The 23738-nt window shown below is 47.5% G+C and carries 16 protein-coding genes; 6 read left to right on the plus strand and 10 right to left on the minus strand.

All coding sequences use genetic code 11. From position 1 onward, the window contains the following. Positions 1–146: 146 nt before the first annotated feature. From IAQ59_RS07260 to IAQ59_RS07275, 4 genes are all read right to left on the minus strand, one after another. Positions 147–2336 (minus strand): c-type cytochrome domain-containing protein, encoded by a 2190-nt coding sequence (locus IAQ59_RS07260; RefSeq protein WP_209330136.1) that lies wholly within the window; start codon positions 2334–2336, stop codon positions 147–149. Positions 2337–2352: 16 nt separating this feature from the next. Further along, the gene (locus IAQ59_RS07265) at positions 2353–3807 is read right to left on the minus strand and encodes a DUF1501 domain-containing protein (protein WP_209330137.1); all 1455 of its coding nucleotides are present in this window, start codon (positions 3805–3807) and stop codon (positions 2353–2355) included. 2 nt (positions 3808–3809) lie between these two features. Further along, positions 3810–6140: a PSD1 and planctomycete cytochrome C domain-containing protein gene (locus tag IAQ59_RS07270; RefSeq protein WP_209330138.1), complete on the minus strand. Its 2331-nt coding sequence runs from the start codon at positions 6138–6140 to the stop codon at positions 3810–3812. A gap of 211 nt (positions 6141–6351) precedes the next feature. Then, positions 6352–8205: a sodium:solute symporter family protein gene (locus tag IAQ59_RS07275; RefSeq protein WP_209330139.1), complete on the minus strand. Its 1854-nt coding sequence runs from the start codon at positions 8203–8205 to the stop codon at positions 6352–6354. Positions 8206–8597: 392 nt separating this feature from the next. On the opposite strand from IAQ59_RS07275, the gene IAQ59_RS07280 reads away from it, so the two are divergent. After that, on the plus strand, positions 8598–9206 hold the full coding sequence (locus IAQ59_RS07280) for a hypothetical protein (RefSeq protein ID WP_209330140.1): 609 nt from the start codon (positions 8598–8600) through the stop codon (positions 9204–9206). A 2-nt stretch (positions 9207–9208) separates the two neighbouring features. Here the strand turns inward: IAQ59_RS07280 and IAQ59_RS07285 are convergent, their stop codons facing one another. Next, the gene (locus IAQ59_RS07285) at positions 9209–10129 is read right to left on the minus strand and encodes a cysteine hydrolase family protein (RefSeq protein ID WP_245189487.1); all 921 of its coding nucleotides are present in this window, start codon (positions 10127–10129) and stop codon (positions 9209–9211) included. Positions 10130–10425: 296 nt separating this feature from the next. Here IAQ59_RS07285 and IAQ59_RS07290 point away from each other — a divergent pair, with 296 nt between their 5' ends. Further along, entirely contained in the window at positions 10426–10608 is a 183-nt protein-coding gene (locus tag IAQ59_RS07290; RefSeq protein WP_209330375.1) for a hypothetical protein, read from the plus strand. 82 nt (positions 10609–10690) lie between these two features. Here IAQ59_RS07290 and IAQ59_RS07295 read toward each other — a convergent pair whose 3' ends face one another. The 5 genes from IAQ59_RS07295 to IAQ59_RS07315 form a co-directional block, all read right to left on the minus strand. After that, on the minus strand, positions 10691–12055 hold the full coding sequence (locus tag IAQ59_RS07295) for a transglutaminase-like domain-containing protein (protein WP_209330141.1): 1365 nt from the start codon (positions 12053–12055) through the stop codon (positions 10691–10693). 426 nt (positions 12056–12481) lie between these two features. Beyond that, positions 12482–13963: an alkaline phosphatase D family protein gene (locus tag IAQ59_RS07300; protein ID WP_209330142.1), complete on the minus strand. Its 1482-nt coding sequence runs from the start codon at positions 13961–13963 to the stop codon at positions 12482–12484. 4 nt (positions 13964–13967) lie between these two features. Next, a complete protein-coding gene (locus IAQ59_RS07305) occupies positions 13968–15839 on the minus strand; it encodes a sulfatase family protein (RefSeq protein ID WP_209330143.1) in 1872 nt (623 codons plus the stop codon). Positions 15840–16067: 228 nt separating this feature from the next. Then, entirely contained in the window at positions 16068–18224 is a 2157-nt protein-coding gene (locus IAQ59_RS07310; protein WP_209330144.1) for a glycoside hydrolase family 31 protein, read from the minus strand. A 28-nt stretch (positions 18225–18252) separates the two neighbouring features. Continuing rightward, a complete protein-coding gene (locus IAQ59_RS07315) occupies positions 18253–19536 on the minus strand; it encodes a Gfo/Idh/MocA family protein (RefSeq protein ID WP_209330145.1) in 1284 nt (427 codons plus the stop codon). 412 nt (positions 19537–19948) lie between these two features. Here IAQ59_RS07315 and IAQ59_RS07320 point away from each other — a divergent pair, with 412 nt between their 5' ends. Genes IAQ59_RS07320 through IAQ59_RS07335 form a run of 4 tightly spaced genes read left to right on the plus strand, consistent with a single transcriptional unit; the run spans position 19949 to position 23732 of the window. Next, a complete protein-coding gene (locus tag IAQ59_RS07320; protein ID WP_209330146.1) occupies positions 19949–20797 on the plus strand; it encodes a heme/hemin ABC transporter substrate-binding protein in 849 nt (282 codons plus the stop codon). A 4-nt stretch (positions 20798–20801) separates the two neighbouring features. Beyond that, a complete protein-coding gene (locus tag IAQ59_RS07325) occupies positions 20802–21875 on the plus strand; it encodes a FecCD family ABC transporter permease (protein WP_209330147.1) in 1074 nt (357 codons plus the stop codon). A gap of 1 nt (position 21876) precedes the next feature. Continuing rightward, positions 21877–22683 carry a heme ABC transporter ATP-binding protein gene (locus IAQ59_RS07330; protein WP_209330148.1) on the plus strand — a complete coding sequence of 269 codons (807 nt, stop codon included), beginning with the start codon at positions 21877–21879 and terminating at the stop codon, positions 22681–22683. A gap of 2 nt (positions 22684–22685) precedes the next feature. After that, positions 22686–23732 carry a hemin-degrading factor gene (locus IAQ59_RS07335; protein ID WP_209330149.1) on the plus strand — a complete coding sequence of 349 codons (1047 nt, stop codon included), beginning with the start codon at positions 22686–22688 and terminating at the stop codon, positions 23730–23732. Positions 23733–23738: the final 6 nt, after the last annotated feature.

The following is a 23738-nucleotide window of genomic DNA, read 5'->3' on the forward strand; positions in this document are numbered from 1 at the left end:
CATTGAATCCAGCTTTTCAACCAGGGATTACAACAAGGAATACTGCTGGAGATTAACCTTTCGTATTGCACTCAATTATAGCAGCCTTACCCCGGCAAATTTAGGAACCTAAAACACGCAACACAGGGACGAACCTGGCATGCCGCTCAATTGACGAACATTTCGTCTACCAACAAGAGCGCAGACCGTCCCTTTCGGGGACTCCATTCGGGTATCTTACCTACAGGTTTAGCGACTATTTTGAAATAACGACCAATAAAAGTTGGAACGGCGATGGAAACATCTTGTATGTAGGGCTTTCCGAGGGCAGAAGGCTGCTTTGGTTGTATCCTACCCAGCAACTGCAACCGATCGGGTTCATTTCCGGCCCAAACTTCCAAGGATGCCGGCGGAAAAATGACCGTTTCCGGTTCCACCAGAACGCGCATAGCAACCTGGCTCACAGGAACAGGTTTGCGGTATTCCAATAATAGCTCCATGTCATTGTTCAGGAATCCAGCCCAATTATTTGCCCATGCGGGACTATTGGCATTAAATGTTCCCATTTCCCCGTCAAAAAAAGTCAAAGCCCCATTGGCTGGATGCACGCGGTTAAGACGTGACAAGAGGTACACGGTGTCTGGATTAAAGCGGTTTTGGTAGACCTGTATAGTTGCCAGTTCACTGCCAAACCACCCCTCCTTGTACGCTTTGGCTTTTACCACCTTGGCTTCAGTCAGTAGAATTTCCCCTTCTTTGTAGACAGGCGAGGAAACGCTATCCGGCTCAGACCCATCAAGGGTATACCGAATAGTTACATCCCGAATAGGATGGCCTAAATGCAAATACATCGAATCGGCAAAAATTGGCGAAGAGGCTAGACCGGGTAAGTTGAGCTGTAGAATATCCATCTCCTTTATTTCCTTGCCACTCAGCAGCCTTACATTCGGAAAATCCCGCTCCAACTGTTCCAGTTCGGTGTCCGTAAGACCGGTATCCCAGAGGTAAAGGGTCTTTAGACCCAGCTGTTTTTGCAGAAGCGTACGCACGCCGATTTCATCCACCCAAGTACCTGATACAGATAGGTGCTGAAGATGGGGCATTTCTGCCAGCCGATCCAATCCGGCACCGGTGATGTCGGTGAAATTCAGGTTTAGCCTGTTTAGGTTTTCAAATTGTGCAACGATGCCCAGATCCGCATCGCTAACGGGCATTTCGCTTAGGTTTAGGGACACCAGTTGGGTCTTCACCTCCAAAAGTTCCCGCAGCACCTCACTTGAGTACTCCGCTCGCGAAAACACCCTGGCATCTAGCGCCGGTGAATCCCGTGCCAACTTCATCACCGATCGAAACGCGTGATTGAGCTTTTCAATGGTTGCATTGGACGCTGGAGAAAAATCATAGCTATCGGCATCTGCACGCTCGGCAAATCGTAGACTCGCCAGCTGAAACAGCTCATTTTTTGGATCCAAAGCGGCCACCTGAGTGTCAAAAGCGGCATCCTGTTCGATCCATAACTCCAATAGCCGGATTTCCTCTTCGGTTAGCTGGGTTTTGCCAGATGGCGGCATGTGTTCTTCATCGTCCAAGGGGAGGTGTATACGGTCTAAGAGCAAACTTCCCGCAGCACCTCCCGCAGTAAGCAGGGGCCCCGATTTTCCGCCTTTTAGAAGTCCCTCTCTGGTACTCATGACCAATTCTCCTTTGGACTTCCTGGCATTGTGGCAGGAGTTGCACTTTCTTTCCAATATCGGCATCACCATGTGGTCAAAAACCACCGCTTCTTCCAACGAAACCTTTTCTTGCTTTGCTTCGGCGATCGGAGCAAAAAGAAAATTTTCGCCATGAGTCAAAGTGGCACCCCAATGGGAGGCAAGAACCAACAAAACCACAGAAAACGATGCGGTGATTTTAGCAAACTTGGGACTAAACCAGGCCTGTCGTCGAACAACATACAAAACAGACAGCAGGATAGCCAAAAGGGATCCGCTCCACTTGTGCTGCACCACCAACTCGCCCTCATAACCCTCCTCCAACGATAAGAACAACCCCATTAATGCTGCAATAACTGCACTAAACGCCGTTACCAGAAGTAGCAGGTGAGAAACCTCAACCAATCCCGGATTCCTAGAAAAAGCTTTCTTGGAAACAAGCAATTCCAAAACAAGCACTAAACATACTAACACAATTGGAAAATGAAGCAATAAGGGATGCATCCTCCCTAAAGGACTCAACCAAAGAGGAACCTGCAGGTAGGATTCAAAAAACAAGAAGAAAATTAGCAGGACGTTTCCAGCCAGAAGGAGCCCCCCTGCTATGGATACGGTATGTTCGGAAAGAATTCGGTTCTGGGTCACTGTATGCGCTTATTATTTATGCAATCAAATCTTTAACGACGTGCCCATGCACGTCTGTCAGCCTGAACCTTCTGCCAAGATGTTTAAATATCAGCTTTTCGTGATCCAATCCCAAGAGGTGCAGCACCGTGGCCTGAAAATCGTGGATATGTACCGGATCCTTTGCCACGTTGTAGCCAAGTTCGTCTGTCTCTCCATAAACCAAGCCTGGCTTCACACCACCTCCTGCCATCCAAATGGTAAAGCACCTGGGGTGATGGTCTCTTCCATAGTTGTCCTTAGTCAACTTACCCTGACTGTAATTAGTCCTGCCAAACTCACCTCCCCAGATCACCAAGGTCTCATCCAACAATCCCCGCTGCTTCAGGTCAGTCACCAGCGCTGCGGATGCTTGATCCGTATCTTTGGCTTGATGGCGGATTTCATAGGGCAGATTGTCGTGCTGATCCCAGCCTTGGTGGTATAGCTGGACAAAACGCACTCCACTCTCAGAAAGCTTGCGGGCCATCAAACAATTCGCTGCATAGGTTCCCGGTACCAAACAATCCGGCCCGTACAACTTTATGACGCTATCGGGCTCTTTGGAGAGATCCATGATCTCAGGAACAGCAGTCTGCATCCGATAGGCCATTTCATATTGCTTCACCTTTGCAGTAATTTCGGGATCTCCAAATTTATCATAGGCCAAGTGATTCATTTCTGCCAAATTATCCAGCATGGCCCTGCGCTCCTCTCTACTCATGCCTTTGGGATCCTTCAAGTACAGCACGGGGTCTTCTCCACTGCTAAACTGTACCCCTTGGTGCACCGAATCGAGAAAACCGTTTGTCCAAAGTTTTGAATATACACCTTGACCGTTACCGATCCCCCTGGAAAGCAACACCGTAAATGCGGGTAGGTTTTTATTTTCACTGCCAAGGCCGTAGCTAAGCCAAGCCCCCATGCTTGGACGGTTTCCCTGTTGGGCTCCGGTCTGGAAAAACGTCAACGCCGGATCGTGGTTGATAGCCTCGGTATGCATGGAACGAACAAAACAAAGGTCATCCACAATCTTGGAAGTATAAGGAAAAAGGTCGCTCACCCAAGCGCCGGATTCTCCGTATTGCTTGAATTCAGCAAAAGATCCCACCAAAGGAAAAGAAGATTGATTGGCGGTCATGCCTGTTAGACGTTGCCCGCCTCGCACCGAATCGGGCAGCTCTTGACCAAACCAATCGCTGAGTTTGGGTTTGTAGTCAAATGATTCTAACTGAGATGGGGCCCCATTTTGAAACAGGTAAATTACACGTTTTGCTTTAGGTGCAAAGTCGGGAATACCCGGTGCCAAACCAGTGGTATCGCCTCCTACCCCTTTAAACAAGTCAGGCATCAAAAGAGACCCTAAAGCTACACTCCCTACGCCCATGCCTATTCGTGATAGAAACCTTCTGCGGTTTATATTTAGCCGGTGTTCCAACAACGGATTTTCCATATTTACGTTTTTGAAATCGTTTCTTCTAGGTTATAAATAGATACAATGACCTGCATAAGAGAGGCCCACTGTACCTCGTCTAAGCCCTCAGCCATGGGATACTCTCCAACCGACAACAGGTCTCTTGCCTCTTCTATACTGAGTGATTCCATCCTGCCTGCAAAATATCGCACGAGCAATTTGGTCTCCATTTCACTGGGCTTCCTGCAAACAATTTGGCGAAAAGCGTGCTGGAGGATAGCCTCCATATTATCTTTGTCCGAAGACATCAATAAACGGCCCGCCAATACCCTAGACGCTTCCAATACCGTTGGGTCATTCAGCATTACGAGCGCTTGCAGGGGCGTATTGGTAGTGGTTCGCTCTACTTCGCACTGATCTCGGTTACTCGCATCAAACATGGTCATAGCCGGTGGCGGCACAGTACGCTTGATGAAATTATACAGCCCTCTTCGGTAAAGCTGCGGCCCGTGGTCTTGCTTATAAACTGACAGGATGCCCCTTCCGGAGGTGGCTCCTTCCCAAAGACCTGGCGGCTGATAAGGCTTGGCACTGGGTCCTCCTACTTCCTTGTTGATGAGTCCGGAACTTGCCAATACGATATCCCGCACAAACTCTGCCTTCACCCGAAAACGAGGAGCACGGGCGAGGTATATGTTTTCCGGATCCTGCTCCAGCTTCTCGGGAGAGATTACCGCTGACTGCCGGTAAGTTGCAGAGGTAACCAACTGCCTAACCAACCGTTTGACATCCCAACCGTGCTCCATAAAATCCACAGCGAGCCAATCCAACAGCTCAGGGTGGCTTGGGAGTGCTCCCTGCATTCCAAAATCCCCCGGCGTGCTGACGATGCCCTTGCCAAAAAACTCCTGCCATATCTGATTTACAAACACCCTGGATGTCAAGGGGTTTTTGGGATCAAACATCCATTTGGCCAACCCCAAGCGGTTTGGCTCAAAACCAGAATCGAAAGACAAAATCGACTCGGGTGTGTTGGGTTTTACTGGGACGGTAGGCTGATCGTATAGACCCCGATCCAGAATAAAGGACGGCCGAATGGAATCCAACTCACCCATAACAGAAACGATCAATCCGAGTGTATCCTTTTTATTCACAAAGGTCAGTATGGACTCCACCTCCTCGTTGGTGATTTCCATAAACGGCACTTTCGCGTAGGTTTCGGGGCCACCGACCACAGATTCAATGCCTCGTTCTCGGATATTGTTAAAAAAAGCATAAAGCTGATAATACTCCTTTTGGGAAATGGGATCATATTTGTGGTCGTGACACCCTGCACACTCCATGGTGATTCCCATCAGTGCTTTGCCAAAGGTATTGGTCCGATCGGTCACATACATCACACGGTATTCCTCATCCACTATCCCCCCTTCTTCGGTGATCTTATGGTTTCTATTAAATCCTGTAGCCAATAGTTGCTCCTTTGTCGGCTCAGGCAACAAGTCCCCGGCCAACTGCCAGGTGATGAATTGGTCATAGGGCATATTGGTATTAAACGCATGAATAACCCAATCTCGCCAAGGCCACATACTTCGGTAGCTATCGTCTTGAAAACCATGGGAATCTGCAAATCGTGCGATATCCATCCAATATACCGCCATTTTCTCCCCATAGGCTGCGCTCTCCAACAGCCGATCTACCCACTGCTCGTAGGCATCGGGACGCCCATCCTGAAGGAATTCATCCATCATCTCCAAGGTAGGCGGTAATCCCGTCAAGTCGAGGCTGAGACGCTTCAAGAGGCTTTCCTTATCAGCTACGGCGTTAGGCATAAGGCCCACTTCCTGCATTTTACTCCGAGTGAAACGGTCTATTTCATTCAGTACCCAGTCCCTGTCTGTTGGATTAGGTAATTCGGGCCTTTTGGGCGGCACGAATGCCCAATGAGGTTCGTATTTGGCCCCTTGCTGTATCCATTTTTCAATGATTTTGATTTCGGTATCGCTGAGCTTTAAGTTCGACTGGGGTGGAGGCATGCGCAGCTCGGGATCATCAGATATCATCCGGAGGTAGGCTTCTGACTGCATGGGAATTCCCGGAACTATTCCGTGTGCTCCAGAAGTCTCCTGTAGTGCCCTAAATGCCTCCTCGGCAATGTCTAGTCGAAGACCGGCCTCGCGCTTATTGGCATCGGGCCCATGGCATGCAAAACAGTTATCCGACAGAATAGGTCGAACGTGAAAATTATAGCTTATCTGATCAGGAACGGATTCCAACGTTTGGCCATCTCCCTGACTATTTTGGCAACTTTGTATGATTGCAACCGAAAAGGCAAAGATTGCCCCGACATAAAGCCGGTTCCATAGGGTATTCATAGATTTACGACTTATCTGTGCTGCGGCTATTACCTGGGATTTTCCGCAGAAAACTTACTCTCTCGTTCGAAATTTAAGAAAATATCCGAACGATTACCATCCTCATCTGAATTTTGTGAACTTTGGCCCATGAAATTCTATAAACGGAGTTAATCCCTGACAACTACGCTTATAGCTAGAAAAAATAAAAACATAATGGGAGATGGAAAACTTAAGCTCTCTTTGCGTTCATTCTCTTCCAAATGATCACCACCCACCAGGAAGATGCTAAAGCCAAGACGGTCAATAGCCAAGCGCTCGTGATATTTCCGTAAATCCAGCTCCCGGTGGCAAAAAGACAACTGTAAACGGCCATACTACCAACCGCCATTCCCAAAATTCCGTTAGGGACATCCGTACGCAGGGCATCTTCCGGTATAGGCCTTCCTTGTGATGCAGCGTATAGAATGACCTTTTGCCAACCGATTCTACCGGGCTGGACTCTCCTGTAAAATCGCTCAAGGGTTTCCATCGGGGTAGGCCGAGTGAAAACCGTCACCAATACCCAGGTGATCGTCGTTATCCCCACACCAAGTAGTAATTGAATATGGGTTTTAAGCGGTTGGATTTCAAAAATGGCTTCCTCCCGTCCCATTCCTGCGGCAATCAATGTCTCAATCTGCTTTGCCTGATGGTTTTCAAGCATCATGAATGCCAAAGCGACCAAAAACGAAATCACCATAGCGGTCAATTCGCTGTAAGGGTTAACCCTATACCAAAACCAACGAAGAATAAACAACAATCCAGTGCCCGCACCAATCTGCAGGAGTAGATTAAACGCGGAAAGTGCGTTTTGAAGAAAAAGAGCCAGTACACTCGCAATGACCATAATGATGACGGTAGAGATACGTCCTATCAACACCAGTTCCTTCTCGGAAGCCTGCGGTTTGATAAAACGCTGGTAGAAGTCATTGACCAAATAGGATGAGCCGAGGTTCAGGCAGGAAGACATGGTAGACATGTAAGCAGACAACAGCGATGCAAATACCAACCCCAGCAAACCGGCGGGCAGCAAGGTAAGCATGGCCGGATAGGCGAGGTCATGGCCTATTATTCCAGGATCTAGATCGGGAAATGCCTTCTGTATAGACTCCAAGTCTGGAAATACCACCAAACTACATAACGCAACGACAATCCAAGGCCATGGCCGAATGGCATAATGGGCTACATTGAACAGCAGGGTAGCACCCATGGCATGGTTTTCATTCCTGGCAGCCAGCATTCGCTGCACCACATACCCCCCTCCACCCGGTTCTGCACCTGAATACCAAACACTCCACCATTGTACCGTAATCGGGATGATAAAAACAATCGTAGCAACCTCCCATTGATTGAAATCTGGAAAAAAAGAGAGTTTATCAACCACATTTGGATGACTAAGTAAGTTGGTAAGACCATTCACCTCCGGATGTTGCACGGCATACACTGCCGCCAGAATAGACCCGGCCATGGCAGCCAAAAACAGAATAAAGTCGGTTACAATTACCCCCAAAAATCCGCCCATAGAACTAAAAACCACCGTAACGCCGCCGGCTATCAGAATTACTTCTACTGGCGTAAGACCTAACATCACACCACCTACCTTGATCGCAGCCAAGGTTACAGCGGCCATAATGGCTACATTGAAGACAATACCCAAATAAATAGCCCGAAAGCCCCTTAAAAACGAGGCCATGCGGCCACTATATCGGATTTCATAAAACTCTACATCGGTGACCACCTCCGACCTACGCCACAATTTGGCGTACACAAACACAGTAAGCATGCCCGTCAGTAGAAACGCCCACCAAACCCAGTTGCCAGATACCCCATTTTGCCGGACGATGTCCGACACCAATGTTGGTGTATCTACAGAAAAGGTAGTCGCCACCATTGAAACCCCCAGAAGGTACCAGGGCATGTTTCTTCCGGAAAGAAAAAACGAAAGGGAATCCTTACCTGCCTGCTTGGAAGCCCAAAACCCCACTCCGAGAGAGATGGCAAAAAACAGAAAGATGATTCCCCAATCCAAGTTGGTTAATTGCATAGGATCGGATATTAACGACAAAATATACTACCCCGCTGCGCATTTACCAAATTCTAATCTATCAAAGGGGAATACCTGCCCAAAAATGCGATGAAATCGAGCACGACGTACCCGTCACACACGGGGATGCCCCGATAGCTATCGGAGAAACCATGCCTCCTCCCTATCGGTAGGCAGGGATTCCATCCCGATAAATTGGGACAAGTTGTGACCGCTTAAAAACTATTATAGACACATGAACTGGCCATGCTGCTTGGCCTAAACAGTGGGTCGCTTTAGGAAACCTAAATCGATTACCCCCAACACGTTCAACAAATGCTAATGCCAAAAACCCCGAACTTGAATTCTTCGCAAAAAACCTGTACTTTACCTACTAGGTAAACGTCATGCATATGTCCTTCTTTTCCCGAGTTTACGCCGAAGACCGTTTGAGTCAAGGGTACATGAGGTACCTTGCGATCTTTGCCATATTGGTCATCCCAACCTATACCTTCTTATTTGGTACGAAGGAGTCTCCATTTTATTTTACCCTGAGCATGATAGGAAACTTGGTAGAATATCGCACCGGCTTTATCATTTGGGGTGTAGTTACCGGCTTGTTATTGACTTTTTACATCTACAGACTGTATGTCCTGAAGGCATTTTTCCATCGAAAAGCCAAAAAACTGCTTATTGGATCACTGTTTTTTTTGGTGCTTACCGTGTTAATTCCGGCAGTGGAGGAACTTCCCTTTTGGAATAGCCTGCATGCAGTTGTTGCGGTGCTGTTCGCCTTTTCCCTCACGGCTTCATTGTATCTTTTTATCCGCTACTTGGCGGCGATTGATGAAAAAATTACCGTGCGGTCCACGTGGATGCTTTTTTCAATCATAGGGATATCGGTGGGCTTATTTTTTATCTTGGGCAACACGGGGATTTTCGAGCTATTTTTCTTCCTATCCATTTCTGCCTTTCTGGTGTTGCTGAAAGTGTGGCTCAAACCCTATCAGAATCAGCATTAAAATTAATTTCTAACATCCTCTGCAAATACAAATCGGGGCTTCCCGGTGATATCGCTGCTGACCATCGTTGGAGCCCAGAACTTCTCCACGTGCTCTATCACCAGATCCGTACCCTCGAAGTGGCTGACCTGAGGATACTGAGAAGGATTGTACATAGAATCCGTCATATCCCGCATAAGAACCACATTTTTACCCAATTTGGCCAATTGCCGAATTGCAAAAGGACGACCCAAAATGCACATATTGGTATGCACGCCCATAATAACGATGTTTTCGATATCATTTTCTGCTAACAGATTAAATACCTCCTGTCCCTGATCCGTTATGTAATCGGCAGGGTGAATCTCCAAAGCGTCGGTTTGCTTGGTCCAGGCGGTACGCTCCACACAGGGGTTGCCGTCAGCACAGGGTTTATCGCACCCTCCATCGCTATCGTCTATCGGAAGGGGATTTTCCGCTTCAGGATCCAAATAGCACCATTCGTTGATAGGAAAACCCTCCGGGGCCTGGTGATAGGGTAACTCCTTTGCCTTCCGACGTTGTGGATACGATTCGTAAAAAGTCATGGTTCCGCTGGGTGCATGAACAATGGTGACACCCTGCATCCTCGCTTCATTCAGCACCTCGTTCATCCGAGGTGCCAACTCCCCTACCCGTTGCGTGGCACTTTCGCACCAGTGCTCATTCCACATATCAACCACAATGAAAGCTGTCTTTGCGGGATTCCAGCGCACTGTTTGGTTGATGAGCTGCCAGTTTCCGTCCGCGCCCTCATCCCTTGACCGTAGGTTCACCTCCATAACTTCCGGAGAAAATGTCTCTATAACCGTTTCCTCCTCCCAATCCACACCCACCAACCTGTAAATGACAAAACCCACAAATAGGATAAGTAACAACCACAAAAATTTTGATATATGAAACATAGCCAAGGACTTTTGGTTGAAATATAGGGAAATACCTACCAAAAAGCAAACGGAATGCCCGCCCTACCATCAACTATTTCGAAACTTGCCTTTATTTCTGGAATCATGGTTATTTCAATTTACAAACGGGGTACGGTAGGGAAATAATTAGAAAAAAGAGAAAAAACGTCAATTGAATCGCAAAACAGATTTTGATTTAACGCCTATTTTCTACGAAAGGAAGCTTGATTGTAGGATATACTTTCCATTCCCCGTAACTTGTTCTATATTTAACGTTAACTCATCCTACAGCAACCATGAAAAAACTGAAAACTATCTTGATGATGCTTTCCCTGACGGGTTTTATCTTGGGAACAGGACTATCTGCTTGTGGCAACAAAAAGACGGATGAATCCGGTGAATCTACCGAATATCCTGCGGAAGAAAGTGAACATCCTTCCGAACATCCTACGGAAAACAAAGAACATCCAAGCAATTAAACAAAATAGGCCGTGGTATCATTCAGCGGCCTTTTTCAAACTATACTCTTTTGATCCGGCATCAGAATGTTTTTTCTTTGGATTAACCATTGGATTTCCGCATAAACGAGAACGTCGAATTTATCCTCTCTTTTTGCCCGTTTAGTTCAAGGTAGGGGTAGGCGATAAAGTTGATCGGACCAGTCGCAGGCCCCGGACTAACCTGAAGGTCTCGACCACGGCTCAGTTCAATTCGGTTCGCTGGATGCCTGCCAAAATAATAGGTTGCCAATTCGGTATACTTATTGGCTTCTGAAATATCTACCGGCCACCATCGTCCATCAGCATAAAACTCCGCCCAGCAATGGTACCCATCGATGCCGCCTTCATTCCGATCGGACGGAATGGAAGCTCCGATAGAAAACTTGGCAGGAATTCCAACGGATCGGGCCAATGAGATGAAAAAGCTGTGGAATTCGGTACAATTGCCCGTTTTGGAGTCACAGGCGTAGTTGGAATCCCCATTGCCGAAATTGCCGAATTTCATATAACGCATGTTATCGATGATATAATCGTAGAGTGCTCTTGCCTGGACCAACTGGCTATCTCGGAGTTTACTGCCTAGCGCTTCCTTAGCGATATCCTCAAAACGTCCTCCCTTGGGCATCAGCAAATTAGATGCTAGGTAAATCGAAGGATCTGGTTCTTCTGCTTCGTAGGGCCCCTTCTCCTTTCGCACAACCGAATAAACAATCTTCAATTCCTTACCGCTGTCCTCAGGCCCCAACTCCGTATAGAGCAGCGTATTGTCGTAAACCGTCTCGTGTAGATTTTGTGGCTTTCCAGGCAGCTCAATCGATTCTATGACAACTTCCTGAAAATCATCTGTCTCTGCCAAGGGAACCCACATCTTGGCCGGGCCATCCAACGTGGGTATTAACGCTGAATAAAAAAACTCAAACGCATCCTCCCCTTCTACCACCCCCAATAGGTTACTGCTGGATTCCTCCAAAGCCACACGGTACCAAGTCTTGTCCTCCTTGTTTTGCTTCCAGCTGTAAAACGGTTTTCCATTAAGTTTATGCACGGTTGTACTGGTGACAGTCATTTCTCCTGGCTTTCCCTCCATAAAGAAATCTACATCATAAACATCTCCATGTTCATCTACCAAGTCCACACAGGCAAAATGGGAATCCGGCCCTAGGTTGGAAAGATACTCTGTATGCACCCGCACCAGCTTCATCCGAAGGTCATGGTTCTCATCCTTCACTGGAAACACCCCCTTATGCTCCTGGGTTTTAACGTCAATAAACTGCTTGATTCCCTCTTCGATTTCGGATATGGATACCTTCTCCAAAACGTGGTCGACCTCATTTGACGGGGTAACTTGCTGCTTTTCGCCCACGTTTTGGCAGGAATAACACCAGGTTAAAACTGTAGTAAAAAACAAGAAATTAACGTATTTCATATCTCTCTAATGGATTATTTATGGTCGGACGCCGGCTAGTAGATAGAAACGCACGCAGGCTCTTTTGCGAAGTACCCGGTCTCATCCTTTTTTTGCTTTTCTTTCGCCAAAGGCACGAAGAGCCCTACCGCCCTGAATTGGGAAGAACTGCCACAAAGCAAGGTGGATCGCTGTCCGAATCGCTGTCACCTGTACACTACCTATACTGGCCAGATTGACACCAATTACACAATGTATGTTTTCAGCGCGTTATTTTCAGAACGGGTAGAGGCGGTGGTAACAAGACACAGCTTACCTTACGAAAGGTAAATTTAGGGAAAATTAGCTCCAAATCAACACAATATTACCGAGACTATCAGCCAAGCGCTTCGCAAAAACCGGTCTATAGCCTAGCCCTAGAGGTGTTAGCTGACCCTCAGTAGTCCATCATGGTGGGGTCAACTCAGTTCTTTTTAGTACCAAGGTGTACAGCGCAACCCCATCCTCTCTGATCAAGCGAAAAGTTACCTCGGGGTCTGCCAAATGGGTATCGAACGTAAATTCCCCAAACGCATAGGTATTGTCCACTCCCACCAATTGAGTCTGCCATGAGGGGTCCGTGGCAGGAGGGCCGTAACGCCCTCCTAAACTCGCCGGCTCGAATTCATAGAAATGGAATCCCGAATTACGAGGAATACGAAATACCCGAGCGCCGTGCCGGTCCCCCGAAATAAGCAATACTCCAGGAATACGGTGCTTTTCAATTAACCGAAAAATTCGCTCCCTATCCTCCGGATCCCAAACACCCCAAGAGTCTTTTCCGTTAGAGACATAGTCACTCCACATCGTTCCACAAGAGAGAATAATAAACTTCCCCTTCGCATTTACCAATTGATCTTCCAGCCAGTCCATTTGCTCATCTCCGAGAAACGCTCCGCTTTCCTTATCTCTGAAAAACCGATTGTCCAGCATGATTACATCCACCTCACCAATTGAAGTCTTAAAATACACCCCTTCCTCCTTTACTGGGTTACCATACCCGGGATTGGCCCAAGAATGGGTAAAGACTTGTCGAATAGCCGATCTATCGGCCGCTGTAAACCCCTCAGGAATCCCGGAAAGGTCGTCATCCATGTAATCATGATCATCCCAGGTAGCATACACAGGAATCTGAGAAGTCAATTGCCTCCACGCAGGGAAAAGATCGCGCATCAGGTAATCAAATCGGTGCATACCGATCTGATCCCTTCGATCCTGCACCGCAATATCTCCTCCAAATAGCATGGCATGTGGCTTCCTATCTAGAATTTGGTGCACTAGTTTTCTGTTTCCCAATCCCCAACGGTGAAAACAAGTACCGAAAGTAATGCGAAGTGCCTCGCCTTTTGGAAGTGTATTTAACGTCAAAGGGAATGCCCCGGACCAAGGTTGCCCGTCTACAGTTATACTGACCGGATAGGATTTCCCAGGCTTGAGTCCACGAATAGGAATGATGGTGCTTAAATCCGTATTGATATCTGTGGAGGATGCGGTGAAAACCCGAGAACTACCTTGGTCTACCACTGTCGCTTCTACCTTAGCGGGCTTTGCCGTTCGTACCCACAAATCTGCCCCATCCTCGGACACGCTTCCCCAAACTGGCCCGCTTAGCAAAAGTAGCTTCTCCTCTACTAACCATGCCAAATAAGCAGAATCAGCCAATAAATCATGAAAGTCAGCCAACTTTTCGCTCGAAAAAACATCGTGATAAATTGCAGCGAGTGCATTCTCCTTATGCAGATCAAATTCCGGTGTCCAGTGATTTAGCATAAAAAGACTGGTTTCCAAGGAGCGGTTTTTGCTTAGTTGCTGATGGGTGCGGTTTCCAACCATTTGTGCCACGGAAGGTATGGAAACCAAAAACAGTACGATTGCAGTGATTCGTTGCATTGATTTACCAGTTCATATCGATCCCCAGGGATTGAGGGTCAATTTGCCATTTTGAAAAAAGAAATTTCGCCATGCGAAGATCATAATTGTGGCGCTTAAACTCCCCTATGCGCTTGACCATGTCGGTCACGGCCTGCCGCATTTCTGGACTGTTATCCTGTACATAGTCCACGACATTGAGCGCGTGGCCCCTGATAAATGGATTCGATGAGTTCAACGCACGAAGCAAGGCCTGTTGACCGATGGCTTCCTCACCCATTTGGTAAAGGCATTCCGCCGCTACAATGGCGCCATTGTGGGTAGCACTGTTGGCTACTTTCATCAAGCTTCCCTTAGCCGACAAACCCGCTTGTCCCAAAATCAGCAATCCTGTCGCACCCCAATAACAGAGCGCAGGATCTGGTGATTCCAGCATTTTTATAAGCTTTTGAAGATCCGGGGAGGGATTTGTGACGTATTCTGCTGCATCTACCAATTGGAGTAGGTCTACCTCACCCGAACGCATGTAGTCGTAAGGAGACAAACCCTCTGTCAGGTCTACCAAAGTACCCTCGGGTATAAAACCAGCATCATTTATTCCCAAAACCCAATCACGGTTTGCCGCCCGCATGCGATTCAGAACATCTTTGTAATCCGGGTCTAATGCTAGGTTTCTAACCTCCCAAGGGTCGTTTTCCGTGTCGTATAACTCCTCCACTGGCTTGGTATTCCAAAAAATAGACTGTACGCTATCGCATTCGCCGGCCTGATATGCGGCCTCCCATGAACGGATGGAGGGTGCACGCCATAGGTAGTCGATATACTGCCCATATATACGATAGGGCATGTAATTTTTGATATACCGGTATTTTTGGTCCCTGACAGCCCGACTCATATCATATCTTTCATCCATCCTTCCCCGAAACATATAGGCATATTCGGGATCTTCTGTCTTTTGCTGACCTAAAAAAGCATGACCCTGTAGGTATTCGGGGATATCTATTCCAATGATACTTAGCAACGTAGGAACCAAATCCACGAAACTGATCAGCCGATCCACCTTTGACCCGGGCACTTCGGCGGGGTAAAGGTGTTTGTATTTCTCAGGGATATAAACGATGAACGGTACCCTAGTACCGGACTCGTACACGAAGCGTTTGCTTCTTGCCAGTACTCCTCCGTGGTCTCCGTAGTAAAAAATAATGGTATTTTCCTTTTCACCACTTTCTTCCAACTCCCTCAGAACCCCACCCATCCAAGTGTCCATATCTTCGATTTTATCGTAGTATTGAGCCCAATCGTGCCGCATATCCGGTGTATCCGGATGATATGGGGGAAGCGTCACATCTTCCGGCCTATGCCGCAGATCTTCTACCGGTGTGCGGTCATGGATAGAGCTTTCATGGGATATCGTAGCATTGAATATGGCAAAAAACGGCTTGCCTTCGGGCCGGTTTTTGTAGTGTGCTTCCTTTCCAAGCTCATCCCAAACGTTTTTTGTCATGTCGGGATTGATATTAAAGTCCTCCTTTTGATTATTGGTACAATAATAGCCCGCCTCCCGTAAGTACTCCGGGTATAACTTCACGACAGATGACTTGTCGTAGTAGCTTCTCATGTGCTCATGGCCACCGGAATTGGCATAAACTCCGGTAATGATTGTGTTTCGAGTAGGAGCACACACCGGTGCATTGGCGTAGGCATGGGTATACAAGAACCCTTCCGCAGCCAGTTTGTCCATGTTGGGAGTGGTGGCAAAATCGTCGCCATAACAACCTGCAAATGGGCTGTTGTCCTCACTGGTAATCCAAAGAATGTTAGGAAGCGGCAACTCCTCTTCTGGCGGCGAACAAAAAAGCAGGAAAAATGGCACGGCCAATAGACAAAGATTTCTCATATCAGGATTAATTGGGTTAGAAAGAAACAAGTGGGAATATACAAAAAAAGACCTTGTACCACCAAGGCCCTGCTAGGAAAGACTATTCATCTGAAAAAATAGCTTCCATGCAGGTAAGTTATCGTACAAGACCGGAAGAAAATAAATCAAACCGAATCTATCTAACTCCGGAAGGAAAATAGAAGTAAGCTTGAACTACTCTTTCCAGGATATTTCCATGCCAACGAGCTATTTTGTCGTCATGAAACGCCAACTCACCGTTCCGAGGTTATCGGGCTTGCCCTTTTCCGGCTTGGAAACTTCCCCCTTCCAGCTACCGTTTTTATCTCGGGTTACCGAAAGTCGCCTCCAGGCATAGTCCCCTTTTTCGTAGTCAAAGGTCTCGCCATCGTCGTCATAGAGCAGGTATTCACCCGGGCTTTCGCCGTAATGCCTGATTTCCAAATTATATTTCTCTCCCCTAGCAGGAGTATGTAAATGGGCATCCGTGAAAGGAAGGATGGCACCGTCTTTGACGAACACCGGAATCTTATCCAAACCGGGCGTAACAGTGATCAACTCTCCCCCTCCAACATATTCTCCCGTATAAAAATCAAACCACTTTCCCGCAGGCAACACCACCTGACGGGAGGCTTCCCCGGCAAACATGGGGGCAATGAGCAAGTTGGATCCAGCCATGTACTGATCCTTTATTTCCTTGCGAACAGCCTGAGCATAAGGGTTGGTCTCCAAATCTGCTTCACTATCGGATATGGTGAGTGGTCCGGTACTGACCGCAAATCCCTCCTCCAATCCCATTCCCCGAAAGGGTGGCGTTCCTTCGTAGTGATATTTAGCGAATTCCGAATACCAATAAGGCATCATTCGCATTCTCAGCAGGGACATCTTTTTGACCTCTTCCGCCACTTCGGGAAAAGACCATGGCTTGGTACCGCTTGCCCACGCGTTGATCATGGCCATGGGAGAAAAGACCACGGTCTGCATGCGGCGCAACCATTCCTCAGCAGACTTGGATGCCCTCGCCTCAGGTGTCCATAGCACCCCTGAAAAACCACTGTTGATCAGTGCGGTAATGAAATCGCGATGGTCGTAATAATCGTTGTAAATCACATAGGGAAAAGAGGTTCCACCCCCATTAGAAGCCCTAACCAACCCAAAAGTACGTTCATTTTTCCTTCGATACAGTTCTGCGCTTTGCTTTTGAACCAACAGGCCATAAATCTGTCTGATTTGCTCTGCTGAGATTCCGGAGGGAAATTGGGCTACGTCTGGCCAAAGCCATTCGTCATAGCCGTCTACCTCGTCAATCTTATAGCCACTGACTCCCTTGGACAGATGCTCCCGATCGAATATTCCCCAAAAGATCTGTTGTGCAGCGGGAATGGTGAAGTCAGGCACCACACCTGCCCACACTGTATGAGAGCCTGTATAGGGTAAAATATCCGTATAAATCGGAGACTCTGGTGAAACAAAGGGATTAACCCAAAGATTAATCCGAATTCCCTTTTCCTTTAAGTCGGACATAAATCCAACCGGATCCGGAAACCTTCCGGGATCCCAAACAAACGTGTTCGGATAGGATTTGCTCAGCCAACCCGGTTCCAAACCCACAAAGTCAAGGGGAAATCCGCGCTCTTCAAATTCCTCGACCTCCTGCCGAACTTGCTCGTCCGAAAATAAACGGTGTACCCGTTGCGTAAAACCAAGACCCCACCGCGGCGGCAAGGGGCCTCCACCGGTAAACAGGTTATACCGACGCACCGCGTCCATCGGCGTAGGACCCGCGAACACATATACTTCTACCCCTGCGGCGGGTATACGCATTTCTACTGCATCTGAGTAGGGCCTAGCCGTCCATGCGTTGTCGGTATTCCGGTCACGAGCCTCAGGAGGATCAGTACTGTCCCGGCGGGACCCGGTTCCCGCATATACATCAATGTACCTCGCAGCGTTGACAAAGACACCATAACCCTCAGAAGAAACGTAAAAGGGAACTGGTGCATGGGTACGTCCATTATCGGTGCTTCCATAGTGGTCCACATGCAGTCGAAGGATACGGCCCCGCTGATGTACCGTCTTGAAATTTAACCCAAACCCAAAGATCTGTTCCTTCCGCTGTAGTGGAAACCGTAACTGGGTTTGGTTTTCGGTAATCTCCCCGACGATCAGGGCGGTATCCAACGGAAAACTGCCCATGGAAGGCAGCTTTTGCATGGCCTCTATCTTTGGTGGTACAGCCGCTGCAGATAGCAGGTTAATATCATCTGGCTTTCCAATGATTGCCTTCCAAACACCGGGAGCGACCTCCTCCCAAGATTGCTGGGCAAACGAGGCAAAAGAAACCATTCCGCAAAGAACAAGGACCAACAGGCATTTTCGGTTCATGGTATTAATGTTGAGATATATCGGTTCACTACAGTTTTGAGTCAAATTGAATCAGGTTCAATCTGGGATCAATGCGTTCGTCGGAAAACAACATTTCATGCCAAGTGACCGGTCGCTCCATAGTGGCGGCCTGGCGTCCCAAAATGGCCGTCAAGGTAGAATCAACGGCTGCATCTGTCTCATTTAGAAGATTTCCGGTTTCTATGCTTCGCACAAATCCCGCAACTTTTTGCTGGTTGGAATCATGCAACGAAGAAGTAAACACACCCGCTGCCTGGGCCTCCCGACTGGCTTGACTGGTACTTTCCCGCAAAATCCCCGAATCCCATGTGTTTTCACCATTGATGTATACCCCTCCGCTGTAGGTGGCTACTGCAATACCCTTAGTACCTATAAATCGGGCACATACGTCACCAAAGGTATCTCCAAACTGGGTTGAATGAAAGCTTACGCTGATGTCTTTGGGATATTTATAAATCACCTGATAGTTTTTAAATGCATCTCCAAACCCATTGCCTCCATTGTATCCCGCCATTCCAATCGCACTGATGGGGGTCATCCCCAACGCCCAATTGCAGACATCCAGCATGTGAACCCCTTGGTCAAGCAGGATACCTCCGGAGAGGTCACGAAAAAAAAATTGGTTACGGATGCGTACTTCGTCATAAGACATTTCAGAACGCTGGATGACTGGTAGCCCGGAAGAGAAATAATACAGTTGCGCATTGATGATTTCACCAATGGCCCCCTGATGGATGCGCTTCATAAGCTCGACGTAAGGCGTAGCATAGCGGATCTGAAAGCCAAATACTGCGCTGAGGTCTTTCAGGTTCTTTCCAGCTGCGGCTACCCGCTTGCATCCCGCTACATCCAAAGCTGCGGGCTTTTCACAGTAGAAATGTTTCTTTGCTGCCACCGCCGCCTCCACAAAATCGGGATGAGTGTAGGCAGGCGAAGAGATGATTACTGCATCTACATCCGACCGCTCCAGTAATCGAAGGTAAGCCTGAGATCCAAGAAAAACATGGGAGGCAGCCACAGCTGAGAGCCCCTTGGCGGCATTCAACGCATCCATTTTAACCTTGGCCTGTTCCAGTTTATCCCGAAACAGATCTGCCATGGCTACAATGTGTATAGGCGTATGTTTGGACATTGAGGTGACCACCGAGGTACCCCGATTGCCACATCCGATGATACCGACACGTATGGCAGAGTTTGCTTGGGAACCAAAAACGGCCGTTGGACTTAGCACGGTAAAGGCTGAAAGTGCCGCAGCACCCTTTAAAAAGGATCTTCTGTCTGCTGTAATCATTGTTTTTTCTGGTAGGAAAAGGATATTGGTGACCCGGATTACCCAGCGTTTAGGCCGAATCAGACGGATCTGAACGAATAGCCCGGCTCTTATAGCCTAGGATATTAGCAGGATGCACCCTGCGATGTAATTTAGGCTTTTTTAATCATTTTTAAAGGCCTTTTAACTTCTTTAACGCACCTAGGGCAAACGATCGCGCTACTAGTCAGAAAAAACCCCAGCAATCTATCGATCCTATCCAAAAGGCTAATCACTTGTATGATAAGCAATTATAGTTATACTCTATCGAATTAACGAAAATGATTGATGTCCCATGAAGTACTGGAACCGATAGAAAATTTCAATTAATATTTATTTGGATTTAATCTAATTAACATGATATTTGAATGTTATTTAAATTTGATCTTAATAAATGAAACCTGCCCAACTTATTTCTTTGGTTCTTTTGGCGATGGCATGCACCTCTCCCAAAAATGAAACCTTTCAAGGTGAAAAAACGATGATCACTGCCGGAGGTACCATCACAGAAATTGTGTATGAACTTGGCTTTGGCTCCTCCATCATCGCCACAGACATCACCTCTACCTATCCGAGCCATATGCAGGAACTCCCCTCTATAGGTTACCGCAATCAGATTAAGGCAGAGGGAATACTTGCTCTCGGGGCTGATATTTTGCTGGTGGAAAAAGGCTACCTCACCGAGGAGGTGGTACAACAACTTCGGCAAGCAAGCGTCGAACTTCATGAATTTGAAAAACCCATTGACCTGTCCGGCACCTACCGAATCATTTCTGAGTTGGCTGATTTCCTACAGGTCCCCGAAAAAGGAAAAGAAATAAGCGACCGACTGCGGGGAGATATCGTCGCCCTGGAATCCTACCTCGCCACCGTGGATCGAAAACCTAGCGCAGCCTTTGTAATGGCTAGGGGTAGCGAAACGCTATTTGTAGCCGGTGAGGAAACCTTTGCTGAGTCTCTGTTTGAAATGGCTGGTTTTCGTTCTGTTGGCAAGGGATTCAAAGATTTCATTCCACTTACACCCGAGGCATTGATCACGATGAACCCAGACTACCTCCTCTTTTTTGAATCCGGCCTACAGTCCCTTGGTGGGCATGAGGGGGTGAAGCAGATAAAAGGAATTGGAGAAACCAATGTGCTAAAAAACAATGGGATACTGGCCTTTGACGGCCTATATCTTTCAGGTTTTGGCCCCCGGGTTGGGCAGGCCGCACTGGATCTGGCAAAAAGCGCTACCAATTAACACGATGCATACCACCACGTCGCCTGTTAAACACTTAGAAAAGCACTACGTGCAAAACTGGATACTATCCCTAATGGGCGTTGGGCTGCTGCTCATAGCCGTATTTTCAGTGACCGTAGGTGCATTTCCCGTATCGTTAAAGAGTACCCTTTCGGTCATACTTAGTCAGCTTGGATTACCGATAGAATGGCATTCCCTGCAGGAGGCCAACGTGCTATGGCATATTCGGATACCACGCATACTTTTGGCGCTTTTGGTTGGCGGAGGATTGGGCGTATCTGGTGCGGCGCTTCAGGGATTGTTTCGAAATCCCCTCGTAGAACCAGGCCTGATTGGGGTCAGCAGTGGTGGTGCCCTATTTGCCGTCTTATTTATCGTATTCGCCTCCTATTTCCCCTGGTCATTAGACCTATTCGGCAGTTGGGGACTTCCTCTTTTCGCCTTCGTGGGTGGCCTAGTGAACGTACTGATAGTCTACCACATGGCCAATCACAGTGGAAAGACCGATATTTCACTTCTCATATTGGCAGGGGTGGCTCTTACGGCACTTTCTGGAGCGCTCATAGGCCTCTCTCTTTTTTATGCAGACGAGGCTGCGCTTAGAAATTTCACCTTCTGGAGCCTTGGGGATGTTGGAGGAGCCGATTGGAACAAAGTAATGATAGGCTTCTTTCTGATCTTGATCCCAGCCGGGCTGATTGTCATGCAGCACCGTAACCTAAATGCACTAGCAATTGGAGAAAACGAGGCCTTTCACATGGGTGTAAATGTACAACGGGTCAAATACACCATCCTTTTTTTGAGCGCCCTCGTGGTGGGCGTAGGAGTATCGATGACGGGAACTATTGGATTTGTAGGATTGATTGTCCCTCACCTGATCCGACTGAAATTTGGAGCAGACCACCGGCTGGTGTTACCGGGTGCTTTCCTGCTGGGAGCCGGTCTGCTAACAGGGGCAGATCTTCTGGCCCGAACCTTGGTGATGCCCGCCGAACTCCCCATAGGCATTATCACTGCCATCTTAGGGTCTCCTTTCTTCATCTGGCTTATCATCAACGTAAAAAAAATCCGTAACTAATATGTTAGAAGCAAAAAAACTTCATTTCTGTATAAAAAAGAAGCCCATTTTAGACCAAGCTTCTATTTGCATAAAATCCGGTGAATTGACCGCTTTGATAGGGCCCAATGGGGCGGGTAAATCTACCCTATTCAAATTGCTTTCCGGAGAAGCGCGGTGTCAGCTCGGTTCGATTAGTTACAACCGGCACCCCATAGAAACATTAAAATCCAATCAATTGGCCACCCTAAGGGCCGTTATGCCCCAACATAGTTCGGTCACCTTTCCATTTCGTGCATTGGAAGTCGTAGAGTTGGGTTTAGTCCTTTCAAAACAGTCCTTTGCATCATCAACCATACAGAAAGTGATGAAGGCTACCTCCACTTGGCACCTTCGTGATCAACTGGTGGATAACCTATCGGGAGGAGAAAGGCAACGTGTGCAATTAGCCAGAGTACTGGCACAAATCTGGGAACCAAAACCTTTTCCTAGATACCTTCTGCTAGATGAACCTACTTCCAGCATGGACATTGCGCAGCAGCACCATGTGCTGCAAGTAGTATCGCAACTCAAACATAAGAACATCGGTATCCTTGCCATCCTCCATGACCTCAACTTAGCTGCAAATTATTCAGATGCCGTGGTTTTATTGAAAGAGGGGGTCGTGGTCAAGCAGGGACCAACCAGAAAAATCCTAACACCCGAAAACTTGGAACAAGTATTTGACTACCCCATTCAAGTAAGTGCCAAAGAACCCCATCAACCAATATTTATAAGCAGTCTGCCTACTAACAAAACTGCACCAATGTACAACTACAAACTAGCATAAAAATGGAAACGACACTGCATGAAACACCTACCAATGCGCTGAAAGATGCTTGGGCGTCGCTGAAAGCAACCCAGCCAAACCTTCGCATTCGCGATGCGGCCAACGCATTAAGCGTATCCGAACTAGAACTGCTTGCCACCACGGTCGGATCAAAAACAATTCGGCTCAAGGAAGAATGGCCAGCCATTTTACTCGGGTGCAAATCGCTCGGTAAAGTGATGGCACTTACCAGAAATGATGGTTGCGTATTGGAACACAAAGGTACTTTCCAAAAAATCGCAGTTCACGGTACCGCTCCTCATCAAATCGCCACAGTCATCGGACCTATAGAACAGCGGGTGTTCTTTGGCAAATGGAAATATGGGTTTGCCGTGGTAAATGAAACACCCAGAGGCGCTCTGAGGAGCCTTCAGTTCTTTGATCAAGCAGGTGATGCCATCCTCAAAATCTATCTTCAGGAAAAAAGCAATTTGGACGCTTATAACGAGTTGATCGATGCGTTCAGGATGGACGACCAAACCCGACCGATTCAGGTAGTCCCATTTGAACCAGAAAAATATGCTAATTCCGTAGACCGGCATGCATTTACCGATGCATGGGAAAATATGAAAGACACCCACGATTTCTTTGGCATGCTAAAAAACTTCCAAATGCATCGGCTTGACGCCCTTAAGTGGATTGGAGAAAAATGGGCCTATCAAATCGACAAGTTGGCCGTCCGTACTATTTTGGAAACTGCCTCCATCGAAAAAATGCCCATTATGATCTTTGTAGGGAATAAAGGGAATATTCAAATTCATCAAGGGAAAGTACGTACGATCCGGCAGATGGGCACTTGGCTAAACGTCATGGATCCCGATTTTAATATGCACCTAGACGAATCCAAGATTGATTCTGCATGGGTGGTTCACAAGAATACAACCGATGGGTTGGTATCATCCATCGAACTGTTTGACAATCAACGGGAACTCATTGCCCAATTTTTTGGGCTGAGAAAACCCGGATTGGCTCAAAGCCCACATTGGAAAAATTTGGTAGACAGTCTCTAATACTTC

Origin of the sequence: Lunatimonas salinarum, assembly GCF_017811155.1 — a bacterium.
Classification (GTDB): Bacteria; Bacteroidota; Bacteroidia; order Cytophagales; family Cyclobacteriaceae; genus Lunatimonas; species Lunatimonas salinarum.